17 protein-coding genes and 1 pseudogene are annotated in these 18,427 nt (G+C 46.8%); 4 read left to right on the top strand and 14 right to left on the bottom strand.

Annotated elements, in window-relative coordinates:
• Positions 1 to 168 precede the first annotated feature (168 nt).
• Complete coding sequence (locus tag QT992_RS10250) at positions 169 to 1,941, top strand: EamA family transporter (protein WP_333338617.1); 1,773 nt, start codon at positions 169 to 171, stop codon at positions 1,939 to 1,941.
• A gap of 163 nt (positions 1,942 to 2,104) precedes the next feature.
• Here QT992_RS10250 and QT992_RS10245 read toward each other — a convergent pair whose 3' ends face one another.
• The 5 genes from QT992_RS10245 to QT992_RS10225 form a co-directional block, all read right to left on the bottom strand.
• Positions 2,105 to 4,099 (bottom strand): bifunctional serine/threonine-protein kinase/formylglycine-generating enzyme family protein, encoded by a 1,995-nt coding sequence (locus QT992_RS10245; protein WP_333338620.1) that lies wholly within the window; start codon positions 4,097 to 4,099, stop codon positions 2,105 to 2,107.
• A 185-nt stretch (positions 4,100 to 4,284) separates the two neighbouring features.
• Positions 4,285 to 4,440: a hypothetical protein gene (locus tag QT992_RS10240; protein ID WP_333338622.1), complete on the bottom strand. Its 156-nt coding sequence runs from the start codon at positions 4,438 to 4,440 to the stop codon at positions 4,285 to 4,287.
• Between the two features lie 336 nt (positions 4,441 to 4,776).
• A complete protein-coding gene (locus QT992_RS10235; protein WP_333338625.1) occupies positions 4,777 to 5,166 on the bottom strand; it encodes a hypothetical protein in 390 nt (129 codons plus the stop codon).
• Between the two features lie 506 nt (positions 5,167 to 5,672).
• Positions 5,673 to 6,107, bottom strand: a complete 435-nt coding sequence (locus QT992_RS10230; RefSeq protein WP_333321198.1) for an MAPEG family protein — start codon at positions 6,105 to 6,107, stop codon at positions 5,673 to 5,675.
• Positions 6,108 to 6,116: 9 nt separating this feature from the next.
• The gene (locus tag QT992_RS10225; protein WP_333321196.1) at positions 6,117 to 6,545 is read right to left on the bottom strand and encodes a DUF6220 domain-containing protein; all 429 of its coding nucleotides are present in this window, start codon (positions 6,543 to 6,545) and stop codon (positions 6,117 to 6,119) included.
• Between the two features lie 178 nt (positions 6,546 to 6,723).
• Here QT992_RS10225 and QT992_RS10220 point away from each other — a divergent pair, with 178 nt between their 5' ends.
• Positions 6,724 to 7,473, top strand: coding sequence for a LuxR C-terminal-related transcriptional regulator (locus QT992_RS10220; protein WP_333338629.1), 750 nt, complete (start codon positions 6,724 to 6,726; stop codon positions 7,471 to 7,473).
• Between the two features lie 234 nt (positions 7,474 to 7,707).
• Here the strand turns inward: QT992_RS10220 and QT992_RS10215 are convergent, their stop codons facing one another.
• From QT992_RS10215 to QT992_RS10175, 9 genes and pseudogenes are all read right to left on the bottom strand, one after another.
• Positions 7,708 to 8,019 carry a type II toxin-antitoxin system VapC family toxin gene (locus tag QT992_RS10215; RefSeq protein WP_333338632.1) on the bottom strand — a complete coding sequence of 104 codons (312 nt, stop codon included), beginning with the start codon at positions 8,017 to 8,019 and terminating at the stop codon, positions 7,708 to 7,710.
• 6 nt (positions 8,020 to 8,025) lie between these two features.
• Positions 8,026 to 8,253, bottom strand: coding sequence for a type II toxin-antitoxin system Phd/YefM family antitoxin (locus QT992_RS10210; RefSeq protein WP_333338635.1), 228 nt, complete (start codon positions 8,251 to 8,253; stop codon positions 8,026 to 8,028).
• Between the two features lie 101 nt (positions 8,254 to 8,354).
• A complete protein-coding gene (locus QT992_RS10205) occupies positions 8,355 to 8,624 on the bottom strand; it encodes a ParE family toxin-like protein (protein WP_333321190.1) in 270 nt (89 codons plus the stop codon).
• Positions 8,621 to 8,839 carry a hypothetical protein gene (locus QT992_RS10200; protein ID WP_194067340.1) on the bottom strand — a complete coding sequence of 73 codons (219 nt, stop codon included), beginning with the start codon at positions 8,837 to 8,839 and terminating at the stop codon, positions 8,621 to 8,623. Before QT992_RS10200 ends, QT992_RS10205 begins: the two co-directional genes overlap by 4 nt.
• An 84-nt stretch (positions 8,840 to 8,923) precedes the next feature.
• Positions 8,924 to 9,370: pseudogene (locus QT992_RS10195) on the bottom strand (DUF6000 family protein); the annotation flags it as partial.
• Between the two features lie 424 nt (positions 9,371 to 9,794).
• The gene (gene ndhD1 / locus QT992_RS10190) at positions 9,795 to 11,381 is read right to left on the bottom strand and encodes a photosynthetic/respiratory NAD(P)H-quinone oxidoreductase subunit D1 (RefSeq protein WP_445251173.1); all 1,587 of its coding nucleotides are present in this window, start codon (positions 11,379 to 11,381) and stop codon (positions 9,795 to 9,797) included.
• A gap of 522 nt (positions 11,382 to 11,903) precedes the next feature.
• Positions 11,904 to 13,949 (bottom strand): NAD(P)H-quinone oxidoreductase subunit 5, encoded by a 2,046-nt coding sequence (locus tag QT992_RS10185; protein WP_333338644.1) that lies wholly within the window; start codon positions 13,947 to 13,949, stop codon positions 11,904 to 11,906.
• Positions 13,950 to 14,310: 361 nt separating this feature from the next.
• The gene (locus QT992_RS10180) at positions 14,311 to 14,688 is read right to left on the bottom strand and encodes a thioredoxin family protein (RefSeq protein ID WP_333321188.1); all 378 of its coding nucleotides are present in this window, start codon (positions 14,686 to 14,688) and stop codon (positions 14,311 to 14,313) included.
• Between the two features lie 44 nt (positions 14,689 to 14,732).
• Positions 14,733 to 15,446 carry an NnrU family protein gene (locus tag QT992_RS10175; RefSeq protein WP_333205681.1) on the bottom strand — a complete coding sequence of 238 codons (714 nt, stop codon included), beginning with the start codon at positions 15,444 to 15,446 and terminating at the stop codon, positions 14,733 to 14,735.
• A gap of 296 nt (positions 15,447 to 15,742) precedes the next feature.
• Between QT992_RS10175 and QT992_RS10170 the strand changes: the two genes are divergently transcribed.
• Together QT992_RS10170 and QT992_RS10165 are read left to right on the top strand one after the other, a co-directional pair.
• Positions 15,743 to 16,747, top strand: a complete 1,005-nt coding sequence (locus QT992_RS10170; RefSeq protein ID WP_015174889.1) for a LysR family transcriptional regulator — start codon at positions 15,743 to 15,745, stop codon at positions 16,745 to 16,747.
• 125 nt (positions 16,748 to 16,872) lie between these two features.
• On the top strand, positions 16,873 to 18,333 hold the full coding sequence (locus QT992_RS10165; protein WP_333338639.1) for a serine/threonine-protein kinase: 1,461 nt from the start codon (positions 16,873 to 16,875) through the stop codon (positions 18,331 to 18,333).
• The last annotated feature ends 94 nt before the right edge of the window (positions 18,334 to 18,427 follow it).

Raw genomic sequence — 18,427 nt, 5'->3', positions numbered from 1 at the left:
GCGGGATAGCTTTGCTTCACGCAATTTTCTCACATTTGTAGCTTAGCGACTACTATTGATTCAACAGTGTCCGCAATTTCTTAGATCAACTCACTAGAACTTGCGGCCTGATTTGGCAAAATACTTAAGAACAGTGAACGTGCAGTTTAAATTAGAGGTTATAGGCTAATGGCGCAGCGGAACGTATACTCGTCAAAGGACGAGCCAGAGGAAGTACAATCAGCAGAAGAAGTCCTCCACTCAGTAATGCAAGAACTGGACGCTTTGCATCAAAATGTCAAAGGTCAGTTAAATCAAGACATTACTCGGCTGCAAAATGAAAAAAATCACCTGATTGAGGATATTGAAGACCTGCGGGAGCAATATCGCAAATTGCAGTCTCAGCAAATGGAATCTCTGTCGGGGCGATACATTCAGCAGCAGCAATTGTGGCTGAAGCAGTTGGCTCAAGTTTTGGCTCACAATTTGCAGGATTTGTTGGTGCAGCGGTTCAACGAACTCAGCGCTAACTCTGGAAATTCTCTCAGCAGCCCTATTCCCAGCGGCGAGTTCCCGATACCCCTGCCGCCAAGCAACTACGACGAACGCGCCTCGCAGTTGCTGGCGGCGCTGGATGAAAGGATCGATCGCAGTTTCCAGATGCTGGAACAAGATTTAACCAGTTACGAAAGCGAGCTTTCCGTGCGGCTCAACAACATGAAAACCCTGGAACTGCAAGGGGAAGAGCTGTTACAAAATCTCGTAAACCGCATCAGGGAAGAACTCGAATCAGAAGAAGCATATCTTGAGAATCCTTTCGATGCTCAAGATTCCTATGTCGAAGAATCAACTAATTCTGTTAATTCTGTCCGCCCGCAACTTCTGCAGCCAACACCTGTGGAAAGGCCGCGGGAATCCGTACCGGCACCCTCTTCAGCGCCTGCTGCAACCGCTAAAGCACCTTCTGTACAGACAGGTTTGGTGCTGGCTTTGTCTTCGGCGGTGGTATTGTCACTATTTAATGTTTGTTTGAGAATTCTGATTAAAGGCAGAAATCCTCGGGTGGTTTTTGGCTTGTTTGAATTTCCGGGGGTGGTGACTCCCGGTTTTGGCAATTCTTTGTTGATTTTGTTGATGCGACTGATTGTGGTGATGGCTTTGATGCCGATATTGGCGACATTTCTGTATCCTTCTGTGTGGAAAGATATTAGACGGTTGTTCCAGTCGGGCGATCGAGCTTTGTGGAGCAAGGTTTTAGGAAGCGCATTTTTTCTGTTTTTGTCTCAGGTTTTGATTTATTTGGCGATCGGCAATATTCCAGCGGGGATTGCGATTACGATTTTCTTTATTTACCCGATCGTCACCGTACTGGGTTCTTGGATCTTGTTTGGCTCTCGCCCTAGCAGAGTCGGCTTTTTGGCGATCGTCGGGATTACCGCAGGTCTGATTTTAGCTGGCTGGCCGAGTTTTGCGGCCCCAGCTCCGGGCGGCGGCAATGTCGGGGTGGGAGTCACGGCGGCACTGGCTTCTGGGATTACCTTTGCAGGTTACGTATTGCTGACGCAAATGGCCGCGGGCAAGCTGCACCCAATTCCTTTTAGTTTAGTTAATTTCGCCGCGATTTTTGTATTTTCCTCCCTGAGTTTGTGGGTGCCGCTGTCGGAAAATTTTTCTCCTAAAATCGACCAAAATGTTTGGCCTGGTTTGATTATAGGAGGCGTTGTTTTAGGGGTGCTGACCCTGTTTAGCTATCTTTTGAATAATTTTGCCATCCGGTTTGCGGGGGCCGCATTAGCGTCAGTAATTGGCACTTTGGGGCCGGCGATGACGGCACTTTTTGCGTTTATAATTATCAATGAGAATTTGCAGCCTGTGGCAATTCTCGGCATGGCTGTGGTGACTTTGAGTGTGGCTGCTATGAGTGTGGAACGCATAATGGCTCCTCAGAAGAAAGCTAGTTAAGGCTTGAATTTGGGCGATCGGCCATTCCCAAACCCGGTTTATTCAAGAAACCGGGTTTCTCAATGCCGAGACAAGATCAATAGGCTTATTGCATAAATCTTTGATTAATAGGGAAACCGTAGAGGCATTTCAAGATAGGAGAAGGAATGCCTACAATTGGAGTTTAAACAACAGAAAGAACCACTCGAAAACCCACAATACTAGCCTTGCAATCCGGCTGATATCTGAGGCGACACGCGCTGCGACAATTCGGAGGATGATCGTTCCAAGAACCCCCCCGCAACAACCTCAGCGAAGATTCCCCATCAGACTCCCAAACGCTACCATCCGCAGGCGCACCGTTATAATTATTGTGCCAACAATCCGCGCACCATTCCCAAACATTTCCGTGGAAATCGTACAATCCGAAAGCATTAGGTTTAAAACTGCCAACATCTGTTGTTTGAAAGCGATAAACTCCCTTCGGCGCGTCAGCGTAATTAGAATTTCCGTTGTAATTTGCTAACTCGCTGGTAATCGTTTCCCCAAAGTGAAACGGCCCCGTAGTTTGCCCCCGGCAAGCATATTCCCATTGGGCTTCGCTAGGCAAGCGATAATTCTTACCCGTTTTGCGAGAAAGTCGATCGCAAAACTCCACTGCCTCGTACCAAGATACATTTTCTACAGGTCGATTTCCCCCTTTAAAACGGGCTGCATCGGGATTGAGAAATATTTTAATTTCCGGCAGCGCCGCAACTGCTGTCCACTGGGCCTGAGTGACTGGAAATTTGCTAATATAGAAAGAGCCTAAAGTTACTGGGTGCTGCGGTTTTTCGTCGCTGTCTCCCCGCTCTTTTGGAGAACCCATGAGGAAAGTACCGCCAGGAACAGATACCATTTCCAGCAGTGTACTGCTACCAAGAGGTTCTTCAAAAAAACGCGCTTTGCCGCTGTTAACATTAATTTGCTTCCCGCGCTTGTCTACTGTCACCACCTGAAATTCAAAAGTGCTTTTGACAGCAGCAATTCTCTGCGAAGCCTTGTTCAATGGCGGAGTAGTGTTGGATTTTTTCCTCGGATTGACAGAGATATTGCTGTTGATTTGCCCGCTTTGATTGAGCGGGGTATTGATGGCAAGTTGTCCTCCCTTTGTCCGAAAAGAATTTAGAGCAAGTTGTCCTCCCTTGGCACAATGGGGTTGGGGAGGTAAAGAATAGAGATTTAAAGCTTTGATTACTTCATCAGCAGATTGATATCTATTTTTGAGATAATCTTGAATTAATTTGTCTAAAACATTTGCCAACTCGCTGCTGATTTTTGTGCCGGCTGGCAACCGTTCTCTCCAAATCCAGCCGCCGTTTATCGGGTCATAAAGGTCATCGGAACCGTCAATTTTTGGCAAACATTGAGTTAGCAGTCTCAGGCAAGTTATTCCCAAACTGTACAAATCGCTGCCGGGGAAAACTTGACCGCGCATTTGTTCTATCGGCGAATATCCGGGCGTTCCTACCGTCGTGCCTACTTTGCTCATCAGGGAGCCCGTCACTTGTTTGGAAATGCCGAAATCTATCAAAACTAACTCTCCCCGCCCTCCCCTTCGGAAAGCTGAATTCCGAAAATTTCCCGCCTTTGGCAGCGAGGAGTTAACAGAGGTGCGGCGCCGCATGATATTCTCAAGTTTGATGTCTCTGTGAATGACCTGGCGATCGTGCACAAATTTCAAAATCGGCAGTACATCTGCCAGCAACTGCCAAATTTTTTCTTCGCTAAAAGCACCCTGCTGAGTTAATTCTGCTAGTAAAGTTTGCCCCTCAATCAACTCTTGTACTAAATAAAGTCGCTTGTCTTGTTCAAAATAAGCAATTAATCGAGGAATTTGGGGATGTTCACCGAGTTCGTAAAGTCGTTTCGCTTCTTCTTTAAACAATTGTGAGGCTTTTTCAAGTGCTGAGGTTCCTTGAAATTGGGGTACAAACTGCTTGATTACGCACGGATCGTCCATGCGATCCGTATCTACCGCTTCGTAAGTTCTGCCAAATCCCCCTTCGCCCAACAGTTGAATCACGCGGTAGCGGTTTCTGAAGAGAGGCGTGAGGCCTTGCGATCCGCAACTTTGACAAAATTTAGAGTTGTCGGGATTGAAAGGATGAGAACACGTGGGATTAGAACAGTAGAACATATCTGGGAAGAAATGATCCGGTTAAGGTTATGATATCATGTCGGGTTGATTTGTTAATTGATCCTCGGCTGGTAATTGGTAATCGGTAATCCTTAATCGTTAATCGTTAATCGGTGGGTATTCCCCCTCATTTGTGCGTTCCGAATATATTCTGACTTGGGAATTATAACTTACTGACTCGTTCATTATTCTTTAACGCCGATATTCCTCGCCACAGTCGCCAATCGACTGATATCAATCCCTCGATTTCTTAAACATCGGGTTAAGCAGATGACATCTGCTGCATCCCGGATCAAACCAAAAACGCTATAATTATCTGCTAAATGTTGGGAAGCAGGCATCAAGATATTTAAAGATAAATCCCGATCGCACTTTTGGCATGGATATTTCCGTGAGTTCCAGACACCTGCCACATTCGGTTTAATACGCCGTTAAATTGGGAGTAAACTGCGATCGGCCGATCTATCTAAATTCATCGCAATTGGGGGAATCAGTAATCTCTTCACAAAGGCCAGTATAGTACAACTCGGCGATCGCCCAAACCAAAGAGCGATCGCACTCTCCGTATAACAATCAGGCTAGAAACCCCAAGATCGATCGCGCCCAGGTAATTGTGAAATATTCGGTAGGGCGATCGAGTTTGGGAAACTACAATTCATCAAATGAATGATTACATATTACTTTGTAGTTGGGGGCAACAATTGATTTAGTGCGCCACACAAGTATCCCTTCACCGTGTCTTTACTTGCACCCACCCCACTCGGAAGGGTAAAGATCATTTCAACATTTAATAGATTGCCGTCCAGTGAGGCAAATATGTCAATTGGCAAAGCACGCTGAAATGCTGTTGCGGGATTTTCGGCTTTCATTACACCTAAGTTCAGATCCGTGCTGAGAGTCTTGATGCCCTCGCGCGCCAAAATTGGTCGTAATTGGGAAAATGCTCTCTCTATCGATAACCCCTCAACCTGAACACGTGCAGAAAAGGCGGCACCATTCAAAAAGTCCCCCTTTTTTTGAAAGCTTTCCTCGCAGGTTGTGGCAACAGCGGGGGTGGCTAAACACATGAGAGCTAGACTCAAGACAAGCGATCGCATATTAACTGATTTATAAGAATGAAACAATCATCAAGATCATGATGAACCATCATAGGATTGTTTGGCAAGTGATGCAAATGCCTTTGATGGTTTTTAGGATGAGTTGCAGTCCGGTTAGTAAGCTGCTACGCATCTAAATTGAATACAGAGACGGGCTCTCCTGCCCGTCCCACAATAATTCTAGAAAAATTGACTGTCAAATTAGATGCACAACAGCTTATTCGATTTTATTCTAGTAAGTATAGAAACTAGAAGAATTAAGGGTAAAGACTAAAAGCGCGATCGCACCGAATGGAAGGGCGATCGCTCTACTGGTAATTTTAAAGTATTGGGTATTGCGATCGCGACCTAACGACTCGGTTCAGTGGCAGACCGCCCCGCAAGACCCCAAACACACACGCAGAAACAGGGTGGACTTTCCGCTGCACGCTCATTGTTCGGCGACTGTTGATAACTTCTACCTCATTTGAACGACGTTAATTGATTGTGCCAAAGTGAATAAGTGCTGCGCGGATCGCGATGAACCACACCGCGAGCGTGGCAAATAGGTAAAGGTAGAACCGAAGTATGATGAGATTGAATGTGCAATGGACAGCACTATGCAATGTGCGAAACACAACAAAGACCCAGGCGGCGTTCACATACACTGTATCCACCTGCTTTGTGATGAACAGGTATAGGACAAGCGCATAGAAAAGTACCGGAATCTCGAACAGGTTTTTTAGGTTATCCGATGGATTGGATACGCTGGGGGGCGAAATTTGTGCCAGTGCGCCCGGTACAGCAAGTTCATTCGGGGCAAGCTTTATACTGTTGATAAAACTGATACGGCGGATGTACATATACACCCAGACTAGGAGTGTTAGAAACACTGTGGCAAAGAAGGGAGTGAAGATTGCATCTTGCGTCATTTATACCTCTCAAAGTTGATTATTTTGATAGTTGCGGAACGATAAAGTAGACGATAGGCGATGTACAAGGCTTGAAGAAACATAGAGTAACGTAAATCCAATTAGAGGATGCAGTATCTCTAGGTGAAGAGGACTTTTAAGATGAATGCTGGAAAATTGTAGTCCAAGCAGGATTGGCAAACTTGCGGCGAGATGTCGTATTCTGCGTGAGAATGGGGCGATAAACGACCATCCCAGTAATACTAATGACAGCCCACAGTATCCTCGCACTAGCCAAACATGAATATTCCACCATGCAGGATTATTGAAGTAGGCAACTCCAACCGTTAATAACTGAGCAATCAAACAGACATTAAAGATGATTGAAGTCACATAAAAGCTGATGAGTATCCCACGTGTGGGAGTGCGATCGGGCTCGGTTTCCAAACTGGTTGTCATGTTAAGTTGCTTTTGAGATTACAAGGGTAATATAATTCGAGTATTGCAATGCTTCTAGACCTCGATCGGGTACTCTTTTTCACAATCAAGCAATTTGGTTACAAGCGCCCGGATTCATCCGTGGGGTCAATTCTAAAATCTAAAATCTAAAATCTAAAATCTAAAATCGGTTGACACCATGACCAGGAAAAGTCCCTTGCAGCTTTTATTTGAAGCGCTCGACCAGGTAAAGGACGAACAAGATTTGCGATCGCAAGTCGTGCCTAAAATCGGTGAGTATTTTGCAGCTAAGCGATCTGGAATCTTTTTCTTCGATCAACTGCCCTTGGTAGATAGTAATCTTCAGAAAATACTGAAAGTTGGGCTATCGATCGAGCACAATCCTGTTGTGCGTTATTTAGCGGAACGTCATGCTCCTGTCCATGAAGCATTGGTGGCATCACCCAAGGTTTGGACAATAATTTGTCCCCGACCCGATCATTGGCACGTGATGGCGGGGCCGATTGTCAGTCGCGGTCAATTAATGGGTGTAGTGGGTTGTACGCGCGATCGATCCATGCCCGCTTTCGATACAGAAAATCTAGCCGATTTGAGTGCGATCTGTTTGCATTTGTCTGTTTGGGCTGCAACAGTACGCGCGGCGAAGCTATCCCGTAGGGAATCGCAACACCAACCTTTGAAGACCTCACGCCTAACGCCTCGTGAATTGCAAATTGCCGAATTGGTTGCTTTGGGGCGAACCAACGCAGCAATCGGGAGGGAACTTTGGATCACTGAGAATTCAGTGAAGCAAGCTTTGAAGCGAATGTTCCGTAAGCTTGAGGTTTCGTCTCGTGCAGAAATGGTTGCACAGCTTTCAGCGACAAAATATAATTTGCCAACTGTAAAAATGTCTCCATCCAACTTGATGCAGAACACCCACCAATAAACTTAACGCTAGAAACCCCAAGAGCTATCCTCTTCGAGGGCTTCGCTAACGCACTTAATTGAAGAGCGATCGACTCACTGGTAATTTTGAAGTATTGGGTATGGAGTATTGCGATCGTGAATGGCGTCATGAAGTTGTGCGACGGCAAATAAGCGTGAACTGCTACATAACGCTGACCGAGTAGGCACGAATTGCCCCATCTACTGTCGCAATAGTCAGACCATTCTCTAAAGCTTAACAGATAAGCATTCTGTCAAATGGATCGCGATGTAAGGGTGGCAGTTTAGCCAGTTGAGCTACGCTACTTTCATCAAGAGAAAGACTGACAATTTGATGAAGATCGCGCTGTTTGGGTAAATATGTTTCGGGATGCTCCGGCAGAGGTAACTTACCCAACTGGTACTTGACAATTGCTTCCCAGACTGAAACTGCACTCAAATAAACCTCATTATCTGGATCGCGAATTACCTCTCGAACATCTGTTGATAAGTGGGCGTCACCACTGATGAACCATAAAAAGATGTGCGTATCTAGCAGAATCTTCAATTACCTTCAAATGCACGCTCGGATATCTTCCGGCAAAGGATCATCGAAATCATCTGGAACAGTAAATTCCCCTGCACACAAACCGAATGGTCGTAATTGCTTGCTGCTAGAAATAGGTCTCAGTTCGGCGATCGGCTTATCTGCTTGCAGGATAACAAAAGTTGCACCTGCTTCCACTTGACGGATATACTTTGAAGGATCGCGCTGAATTTCGTCAACTGTCACGTTCAACATAAAAATGCCTCAGTATAAAGCTCAAAAGCAGTTTCATGGTCTTTTTCAACAACCGCAGTGAACGTTCTGATAAAGTTAAACTAAAGTAGATGAAATAACCATTATAACTGAGATAGCAACCTGTCGTACTCTGCGTGTGAACCAACCCAAAACCAAATCACAGTATCTCCATCCAACTGACCAACGGCTCGATAGTTGTTGCTGATTCTAGCAGAGTAGATTGGTAACTCTGGATGCACTTTTTTGAAACGCAGACTGGGATAACTTGGGTTTTCCTGGAACTGGCGATATGCCTCGCGTGTTTGCTCTTGAACTTGTTTTGGCAGTGCCGCAAAAGATTTACGGAATTCGGCTGTAGTACGGGACTTCACAATGTTTCTGGATCGAGTTCTTGGGTTTTACCTGCGTGATACTCAGCCATTGCGGAGGCTGCAAGTTTAGCAAGAACATCGGGAGAACTCGCAAATGCTCGATCCCATCTTAGATCGTCTTGAAGTTCTTCCAAAATCATTGAGGCGATCGCATCTTGCTCACTTGCAGACAAGGTTTTCAACTTAGCGATCGCACGCTCCAGTAACTCAGTCATGGCTAGCACACTCTTACAATGAAAATGGCATATTATTTATTATCGCTTATTCTAGGCAAATCGATATCTAGGAAGCCGAGCTATCTACGTCGCAAATTCTGGGAAATACTTGTCTACAAAGTCCATAACCTTTTGAAAGTGGAGAATTCCTTCCTCTGGCCTTAGTGTCCCATACTCGTGGTCTAGATATCTAAGTTTCCAATTATCGGAGTTTTTTAGATAAACCTGTGCATAATCTGTTCCATGCCTGCGATCTAACCACCGTAAGGCTCCAATAGCCCATTCTTGGTCGTATTGTCGCTCACCAACGGGTAAGTATGTGTCGAGATACGATCGCAAAACTCTTACCGACTCAGCATCATCAAAACGAGCTAATGCAAAACAATGAAATTGTCCTGCATAACAAGTTTGACTTGGAATCAGCAAACTTTCAATTTTCTTGAGATGGTGTGGAAAGCGCCCAATTCCACAAAGCCAACTTGCAGTAATTGTATGTCTCCAACAACCATTATACATCTGGATAAGTTCTTTGTCAGTTACTTCATATCAAGCAACTCTTGTCGAGTCCACAAACGCATCTACATCTTCTTTGTCAATCCGTCGTAAAAAGTTACCGTGTAAAACGTTGAGATAAAGTGGCTGGACATAATGCTTTAAAATATTATATTCTGTCATTCTCTTTGAGTATCAAATTGTTAAGACGGAACATCTCAAATATAACATCATCGCAAATGGATGCGAACCTCTAAGGCGTTGCTGATTCACGGTATGAATCAACTTTTCGCTTGAAGTTACAAAACTCACCATACTGGGCTTATAGCAATTGGGAAATATTGAATTCATACCTGTATTAAGCAACGCCTAATAGACAAGCTCCAGCCCCAAAAAAATATAAAACCCCCAAACCCGATTTTAAAATCGGGTTTGGGGGTTTTATTCCTAAATCTCGTTCAAATCACAACTTACTCGGCTCGATCGCCGGTGCGCGCAAAGACACAGTTTTATCCGTAGCAGCCTTAGCCACAAGCGACGGCACAGAATCGCGCAACTTTGCAGTCAACTGTACAGTAGTCGCATCGTAAACCTGAGTCAGCATCTTAGGATACAAACCAATGCCAATAATAGGCACTAACAGAGCCGCAATAATAAACACTTCTCGCGGTTCCGCATCCACCAATTCCTCGTGTTCCGACAATTCCTTATTTTCAGGCCCGTAGAAGATTTCACGCAGCATTGACAGGAGATAAATCGGAGTCAAAATCACCCCGACAGCAGCTAGAAATACCACACAAACCTTAAACACAGGATTGTAAGCATCGCTGGTTGCAAAACCCACAAACACCATCAATTCTGCTACAAAACCGCTCATTCCCGGCAAAGCCAAAGAAGCCATAGAACAAGCAGTCCACATCGCAAAAACCTTACGCATTTTCTGTCCTACACCGCCCATTTCGTCGAGCATGAGCGTGTGAGTGCGATCGTAAGTGCAGCCCACCATAAAGAACAAACTCGCCCCGATTAAACCGTGGGAAACCATTTGCAGCATTGCACCGCTAATTCCCAAATCGGTAAACGAAGCTATCCCAATCAGCACAAACCCCATGTGCGAAATCGAAGAATAAGCAATTTTTCGCTTCAAATTGCGCTGAGCAAAAGAAGTTAAGGCGGCGTAAACAATGTTAACCACGCCCAAAATTACCAAGATGGGTGCGAAGACAGCGTGAGCATCCGGGAGCATTCCCGCATTCATCCGCAGTAAAGCATAGCCGCCCATTTTTAGGAGAATTCCTGCTAGCAACATGTGGGCGGGTGCGGTTGCTTCGCCGTGAGCGTCAGGGAGCCAAGTGTGCAGCGGAAAAATCGGCAGTTTGACGCCGTAAGCTATTAAGAAACCTGTGTACAGGAGCAATTCTACATTGGGGGCGTAATCTTTAGCTGCGATCGCCCGCATATCAAAAGTCACCGTATCCCCGTAAAACGCCATCGTCAGCGCGCCCAGCAAAATAAACAGCGAACCGCCTGCGGTGTAAAGGATAAACTTAGTTGCTGCGTAGAGCCGCTTTTTGCCGCCCCAGATGGACAAAATCAGGTAAATCGGGACTAATTCCAGTTCCCAAACTAGGAAAAACAGCAACATATCCTGTACGGCAAAAACTGCGATTTGACCACCGTACATTGTCAGCATCAAAAAGTAAAAAAGCTTCGGTTTAAATGTGACCGGCCAAGCTGCTAAAGTAGCCAGCGTAGTAATAAAACCAGTCAGCAAAATCAGCGGCATCGATAAACCGTCAGCACCCACAGACCAATTCAAATCGAGTTGCTGCACCCAAGTATAGCTTTCTACCAGTTGCAAATCTGGATTGCTGAAGTCGTACTGAGTGTAAAAAGCGTAAACAAGTAGGGCAAAATCGATCAAACCGACAATTAGGGCATACCACCGCACCGTCTTGCCATCCTTATCGGGAATTAAAGGAATCAGCAAGGACGCAGCAATGGGAAACAGAATTGTTGTTGTTAACCAGGGAAAGTTAGCTGTATCCATTGCGTTTTAAAATGATCCATCAGTTATTAGGTTTAAACACATTTTGCCAATTTTAGCCGAAATTTTATACTTTCTTTAGACGGAACATTTTTTTTTGCTATTATTTGGACAATTTATGCGATCGCAACAGTGAATTTTAATGAAAGATTTATTTCTATTGGCTAATTGTCAATGGTGAGTTATTGAGATAATACCATTTCTTCAAATATCTCCTACTGGGGATACGGCAATGCCCAAAGCGTGTAAACTTAAGCCGAACATCTGCAAGTCCGCGAGTCCGCCAGGGGTTGAAACCCCTGGCTAATAGCGAAAGTCCTCGCTATGAGGACTAATAGATATCTCCAAAAAAGCCAGTATTGAACTGGCAAGATGCCTGTTCCACAATAAGAGTTTGAAGGAGTTCTTCAGTCCTCTTGAGAGGACTTTAGCTTTGAGACAGGGAATTCATTCCCTGTCGGACTGTCGGACTATCGGTTTTACCTGTTTGTTGACACCAATGGACAAGGCCGTGTCCCTACCGATTTAACTGACTCCAGACACGATCGCAAAACCCAGAACTGCGACAAACACAATCAGGGCATAAAACTGAGCGCGACCGCTCTCAAAGTATTTCAAACCTTCGCCCGTAATCAGCGTGACCAAACCGGTCAGGTTGACTACACCATCGACGACTCGCAAATCCACTTCCATGACTTGCCGCGCTAAACGGCGGCTGCCTTTGACAAAGAGAAAATCGTTGATATCGTCGAGATACCACTTGTTGAGGGAGAACTCGTAAAGCGGTTTGATTTTTTGGGCGATCGCACTTGCGTCAATTTTACGGCTCAAATACATCAGAGAAGCCAAAGTAATGCCCAGCAAAGCAATACCTACAGAGCTTCCGCCCATAATCAGAAATTCCGTCAAATTGAACTCAGCAGCGTGTTCCAAAACTTCTTCGAGAGACTCGCCTGGCGCGCGAACAAACTGCTCGAAATAATTGGCAAACGGCGTACCGAGAAAACCGATAAACACAGAAGGTACTGCCAGCAACACTAACGGCAGAGCCATTGTCAGAGGAGATTCGTGAGGCAAATGGTCGTGCTCATCGTGACTGTCGCCAGTTGATGCCAATTCCTTAACGTTCATCGCTCCGGGGCCAAAAACAAGACCGGGTTGCAAGAGTTGCTGCTTGATGGCGCTGTCATTGCCCCGGAATTCGCCCTCAAAGGTGCTGAAATACATTCGGAACATATAAAACGCGGTCATCCCGGCAGTCAGCCAGCTAACAGCCCACAGAGCGGGATTGGCTGCGAAGGCGCTGGCGAGGATTTCGTCTTTTGACCAAAAACCAGCAAAGGGCGGAATTCCGCAGATTGCCAAATTTCCGATTAAAAAGCAAGAAGCGGTAATCGGCATATATTTCCGCAAGCCGCCCATGACTCGCATATCTTGAGCGAGTGCGGGGTTGTGGCCTACAACTGCTTCCATCCCGTGAATCACTGAACCTGAACACAGGAACAGCATTGCTTTGAAATAAGCGTGAGTCATCAAGTGGAAAAGTCCGGCACTGTATGCGCCGACGCCCATTGCCATCACCATGTAGCCGAGTTGGGAGATGGTGGAGTAGGCTAAGCCTTTTTTGATGTCATTTTGGGTAATCGCGATCGAAGCACCCATAAATGCCGTAAAACAGCCGGTGCAGGCGATCAAATTCATGACTGCAGGCAGCCCTTCAAACACTGGGTACATCCGAGCGATCAGGAATACGCCGGCGGCTACCATTGTCGCGGCGTGGATTAAGGCCGAAATCGGTGTCGGGCCTTCCATTGCGTCTGGGAGCCAGACGTGGAGGGGGAATTGAGCGGATTTGGCTGCTGGGCCCAAAAATATCAGGACGCCGAAGATTGTCGCCAGAGTCGCCGAAAGAGCGCCGGATTCGACTAATGAGTGCAGGCGTTCGCCCATCACCTCAAATTCAAAGCTGCCGGTGGCCCAGTAAATGCCGAGGATGCCCAGCAGCAGGCCGAAGTCGCCGACGCGGTTGGTGACAAAAGCTTTTTGGCAAGCGTCAGCAGCGGGTTTGCGATCGTACCAAAATCCGACTAGCAGGTACGAACACATACCTACGAGTTCCCAAAAAATGTAAATCTGAACGATGTTCGGGCTGATTACGAGACCCAACATCGACGCGCTGAAGATGCTCAGGTAGGCGTAAAAGCGCACGTACCCGTCATCGTGAGCCATGTAGCCGTCGGTGTAAATCATCACCAAAAAGGCGACCGTAGTGACGATCGCCAGCATTACCGCCGTCAGGGGGTCAATGATATAGCCCATATTCAGCGAGAAGTCGCCCGCAGAAGCCCACTGAATACTGCGGGTGTAGGGTGCGTGGCCCTGTAGTTGACTCCACAGCAATGCGAAAGAGAGTACCATTGACCCTCCGAGTGTGGAGACGATTAATATCGCATTCGCTTGTCGGAGTTTGTTGGTTGCCTGGTTAAAGGTGATTAAGCCTAGACCTACTAGCATTGCGCCTGCCAGTGGCAGGACTGGGATCAGCCAAGCGTATTGATAAAGCAGTTCCATGACTGATAGGTAGTTTAAAGTTTCTACTAGATATTGCCACAATTCTTTACAAATTGTGGCACACGCCTGCGCGACTAGGCCAAAATACTTGATCCAATTCTTTAAGTATTGCTATAGCCGAATGCGATCGCGAGCGAGACGATCGCACTACTTTTTTCATCGCGGGCGAGACTATCGCACTAAACGCCGAAAATTATTCCGGTGCAAACGAAAACTATACGACAAATCTCACAGTCCTGTACCTTCAAGACGGCGAGATTTATTTTGGTGTGGCATGGTTGAGGGACAAATGGGGAATGCCTTCTGCTTCCGACCTAAAAGCCGAAGGCATTGTACACAAGAGCCGAAAGCCTTGGAACCGTTACCTCTTGGCTACTTCCTGAAGTTGCAGCCGTTGAGATGGGGAAGCTACCTGAGCCGCGAGCATCCAGGAGTCCAGAGTCCGCCGCAGTTCCTCGCGTCCTTGGTAGTCTTCAAATCTAAATCGAACTTTATCGCCCTCAAACAAAATCAGCGTGGGCAGACTTGTCAGCCGATAAGTATGGGCCAACTTGAAACATTGATCGGCATTCACCCCTACAAGCTTGACTTTTTCTGCCCACTGTGCCTCAAAACTCTTAAGCGTGGGGTCGATCGCGCGGCACAAACCGCACCAGGGGGCGGAAAAGTGAACTAAAACGGGGGTAGAGGCTTGAAACACCTCTTGTGCAAAAGTGCGTTCGCTAACCGACAACACCATGAGCCCTCAAAATTTAATAATTTTTTTCTATCCTAGGGATCATGCTACCAGTATATGTTCCTAGTGACACGCATCAAAAAAGGATGAATTTCCCACAGCAGGCCCGTAAAAATGACTACACCTAGATAGGAAGGGCGCAGAAACTCAAGCAAATCAAGGGTTTGACGCTTTTGTAGGATTGCCAAAAAAGGCATGATTGAGGTTCGAGATTTGATGGTTTCAAAGGATTCTCCAAAACGAGCCTGAAGTCGCCTGTCGCCGTGCCACACTCCGAACAGGTGGTGAAGTACCAAACCGATGGAAGTGACGAGGGTAAAGCTAGTGCCAATCCACAGGGTGTGGGCGACGCACCAAATCACCTGTCCCACCATTTGCGGGTGACGGGTGATACGAATGATGCCCGTTTCGTAGAGGTGAACTTGGGGCTTTTGGACGGCGGCAATTTCTAGGAGGTTGAAAGTTGCTGGGTACAGAAACAGAAAGGAAATTGCCGAAAGTATCCAAACTGCAGGTTTAACTCCGGGTACTCCCTGTACTTGCCAAAGCTGTACGCCGTCGTAGCGGTGGTTGAAAAAGTAGACAATCAGAATGACGGCTAGCGGCAAACTGACAAGGGCAAACAAAACGCGGTAAAGTCTCGGCCCGATCAGCTTTTCACCTTTGGGCCGGAGGGCTGCTAAACCGCTGTGGGCGATCGCAAAAACCAGTAACAGACCCAGAATAACTAAGTGGGAGTCGAGCGCCAAGTCGATCGTCATTGCAAATATTAAGAAAAGTTATTGATTCTCGGCCAATTTGTGTCACAAAGTATCTATGGGAGCATTCAGCGGTTATCAGTCATCACTCATCAGTCATCAGTCATTAGTGAGCCAATAGCAACTAAAGACCGAAGACAGAGGACGAGTACAACTGACTTTAAGGTTGCGTGTGTTGCAGCCAAATGACTGGCATCCAAGTCAACTCCGACTTTTGCACACCAAATCGAACCAGCTTGTCGATTGACCGCAGAGATTGACAGAAGACCCGCCCCTAAACCTACTGACAATTTAGATATATGTCTGACCTTCCTTTCACTTTAGACCAGTTACGCATTCTCAAGGCGATCGCCTCTGAAGGAAGCTTCAAACGCGCTGCGGACAGCCTCTATGTATCCCAGCCAGCAGTTAGCTTGCAAGTGCAAAACTTAGAGAGACAATTGGACGTGCCGTTGTTTGACCGGGGGGGGCGGCGAGCTCAACTGACCGAAGCCGGACACTTGCTGCTGAGTTACGGCGAGAAAATTTTATCGCTTTGTCAGGAAACTTGTCGAGCTCTGGAAGACTTGCAAAATCTCCAAGGCGGTACTTTGATCGTCGGCGCTTCTCAAACAACGGGAACCTATTTGCTGCCCCGGATGATTGGGATGTTTCGCCAAAAGTATCCGGATGTAGCAGTACAGCTTCACGTTCACTCGACCCGCCGCACGGCCTGGAGTGTAGCCAACGGGCAAATCGATTTGGCAATTGTTGGCGGAGAAATTCCTACCGAACTTGTAGAAGCTTTAGAAATTGTTCCTTACGCTGAGGACGAACTGGCTCTGATTCTCCCTCCATCTCACCCGATGGTACAACAAGAAACTATCCAAAAAGAAGACCTTTACAAATTGCAGTTTATATCCCTCGATTCGCAGTCTACGATCCGCAAAGTAATCGATCAGGTACTGACTCGCTGCGGCATAGACACGCGCCGCTTGAAAATAGAGATGGAGCTAAATTCGATCGAAGCCATTAAAAATGCCGTTCAGTCGGGGCTGGGAGCTGCTTTTGTGTCGGTTTCGGCGATCGAAAAAGAGTTGCTAATGGGCGTCTTGCACAAATCTCAAATGGACGAAGTTTTGGTAACTCGCATTTTGTCGCTGATTTACAACCCCAACCGCTACCGTTCTAAAGCAGCAGAGGCTTTCAGCAATGAAATTTTGCCCCAGTTTGCCACTTATTCGACCATCCTGGAGAAGAAAGAACCCCCGGCGCTCGATTTGGGATTCATAGAAATAGCAACTCCCAACTCGGCGGGAAGTTAATCTCTTAGGTCGCTGGCAGTTAGCAGTTCGCGGTTAGTTGAGAAATCGAAATCTGGTTTAACCATCACTTTTTCTTCGTTCTTCCCTTTTCCTTCTTTCCTCTTCCTTCTTCTTAGCAAACAAAAATGGAAGTTTACTGCACCCGACCGGGCTGCCCGCGCCCTCAAAACTATTTTCCCGACCTCGATGACAGTTCGCGGCTGAAAACGGTGCAGCAAAAGTTTTGCACCGCTTGCGGGATGCCCATGATTTTGAGCGGGCGCTATTTGCCCGTGAGGTTGTTGGGTCAAGGCGGTTTTGGGGCGGCATTTTTGGCCAGAGACCGCTATACTCCCGCGATGCGGCAGTGCGTTGCTAAACTTTTGCAGCCGTCGGTAAGTCTGACTCCGCCCCAGCTAAAAATCGCTCAAACTCTGTTTGAACGGGAAGCGGCGGTGCTGGAAGAACTGGGAAACGAACATTCCCAAATTCCGAGTTTGCTGGCTTTTTTTGAGCTGACTGTTACGAGTTTGCAGCCGGGAAAAAACGATCAGTTTTTCTATCTGGTTCAAGAATTTATTGACGGTATAAATTTGGAGGATGAACTAGCTGTTAAAGGCAGGTTTTCGGAGGCCGAAACCGTGGAGGTGCTGCGGGAAATTTTGAAGGTTCTCGATTTTGTGCACTCTCGCGGTTCGATTCACCGGGATATTAAACCTGCTAATATTATGCGGGGTAAAAACGGTCGGCTTTATTTATTAGATTTTGGGGCTGTTAAACAAGTAACACAAAGTGTTGGGAGTGCAAAAGCTTCGACTGGTATTTATTCTTTGGGTTACGCTCCGCCAGAACAGATGAGCGGGCAAGAAGTTTATCCGGCAACCGATTTGTATGCTTTGGCTGTGACTTGTATTACTTTGCTGAGCGGTTTGCAGCCGACGGAGCTTTTTGATAGTTACAGAAACGAATGGAATTGGCAGTCGCGGGTGCAGGTAAGTTCGCGTTTGGGTCATGTTCTCGATCGAATGTTATTATCAGCTCCCAGCCAGCGTTTTCAATCTGCAGCGGAGGTGGAAGCTGCTCTGATGTCTCGGCCTCAACAGCCTAACATCGTCGTGCAGCCACCGACCCTACGGACTCCGACTCCCCTACCGACTCAGCAGCTACCACCGACTCAGCAGCCTCCTGTACCTGTTCCTGCTACACCTCCCGGAGGGCTGCAACCTTCGCAGAGAGCGACTTTTTCGATTTGGGAGGTTTTGTCGGGGGCGGCGTTTACGGGTTTTGAGGCGGGAGTGCTGGCGATCGCCCTGACGAGTTTGCTGCCCTCTCCTGGCTTGAGTATCGGATTGTTGGGGATGATTGTGGCGGGTTTGATTTACGGCCAGTACCGCAGGGCGATCGAACAAACTGAGATGTTGATTATTGGTGCAGGTACTCTGGCTTTGCTGTGGTTTTTCCCGGTTTTACAGACGGCGGCACTTGCGATTTATCCTAATTCTCCGATCGCTGGCGTGTTGTTTGTGGGATGGTTGGGTGCTTTGGGTGCGATCGCTGGAACAGCTATTTTTAGATTGATTTATAAGTTACTTTCAAACATTTTTTAACTTGCACCACTGTCAGCAACAGGCTTTTCGGCCTGTTCCACAAAGAGTGAATTTATTGTGGGATGGGCATCCTGCCCGTCCATAAAAAGCTTAA

The sequence above is a fragment of the Microcoleus sp. T3_D1 genome, assembly GCF_036700405.1.
GTDB lineage: Bacteria > Cyanobacteriota > Cyanobacteriia > Cyanobacteriales > Microcoleaceae > Microcoleus.
The sequence above is the reverse complement of the archived record's forward strand: the minus strand, read 5'-3'. Positions and strand labels throughout refer to the sequence as shown.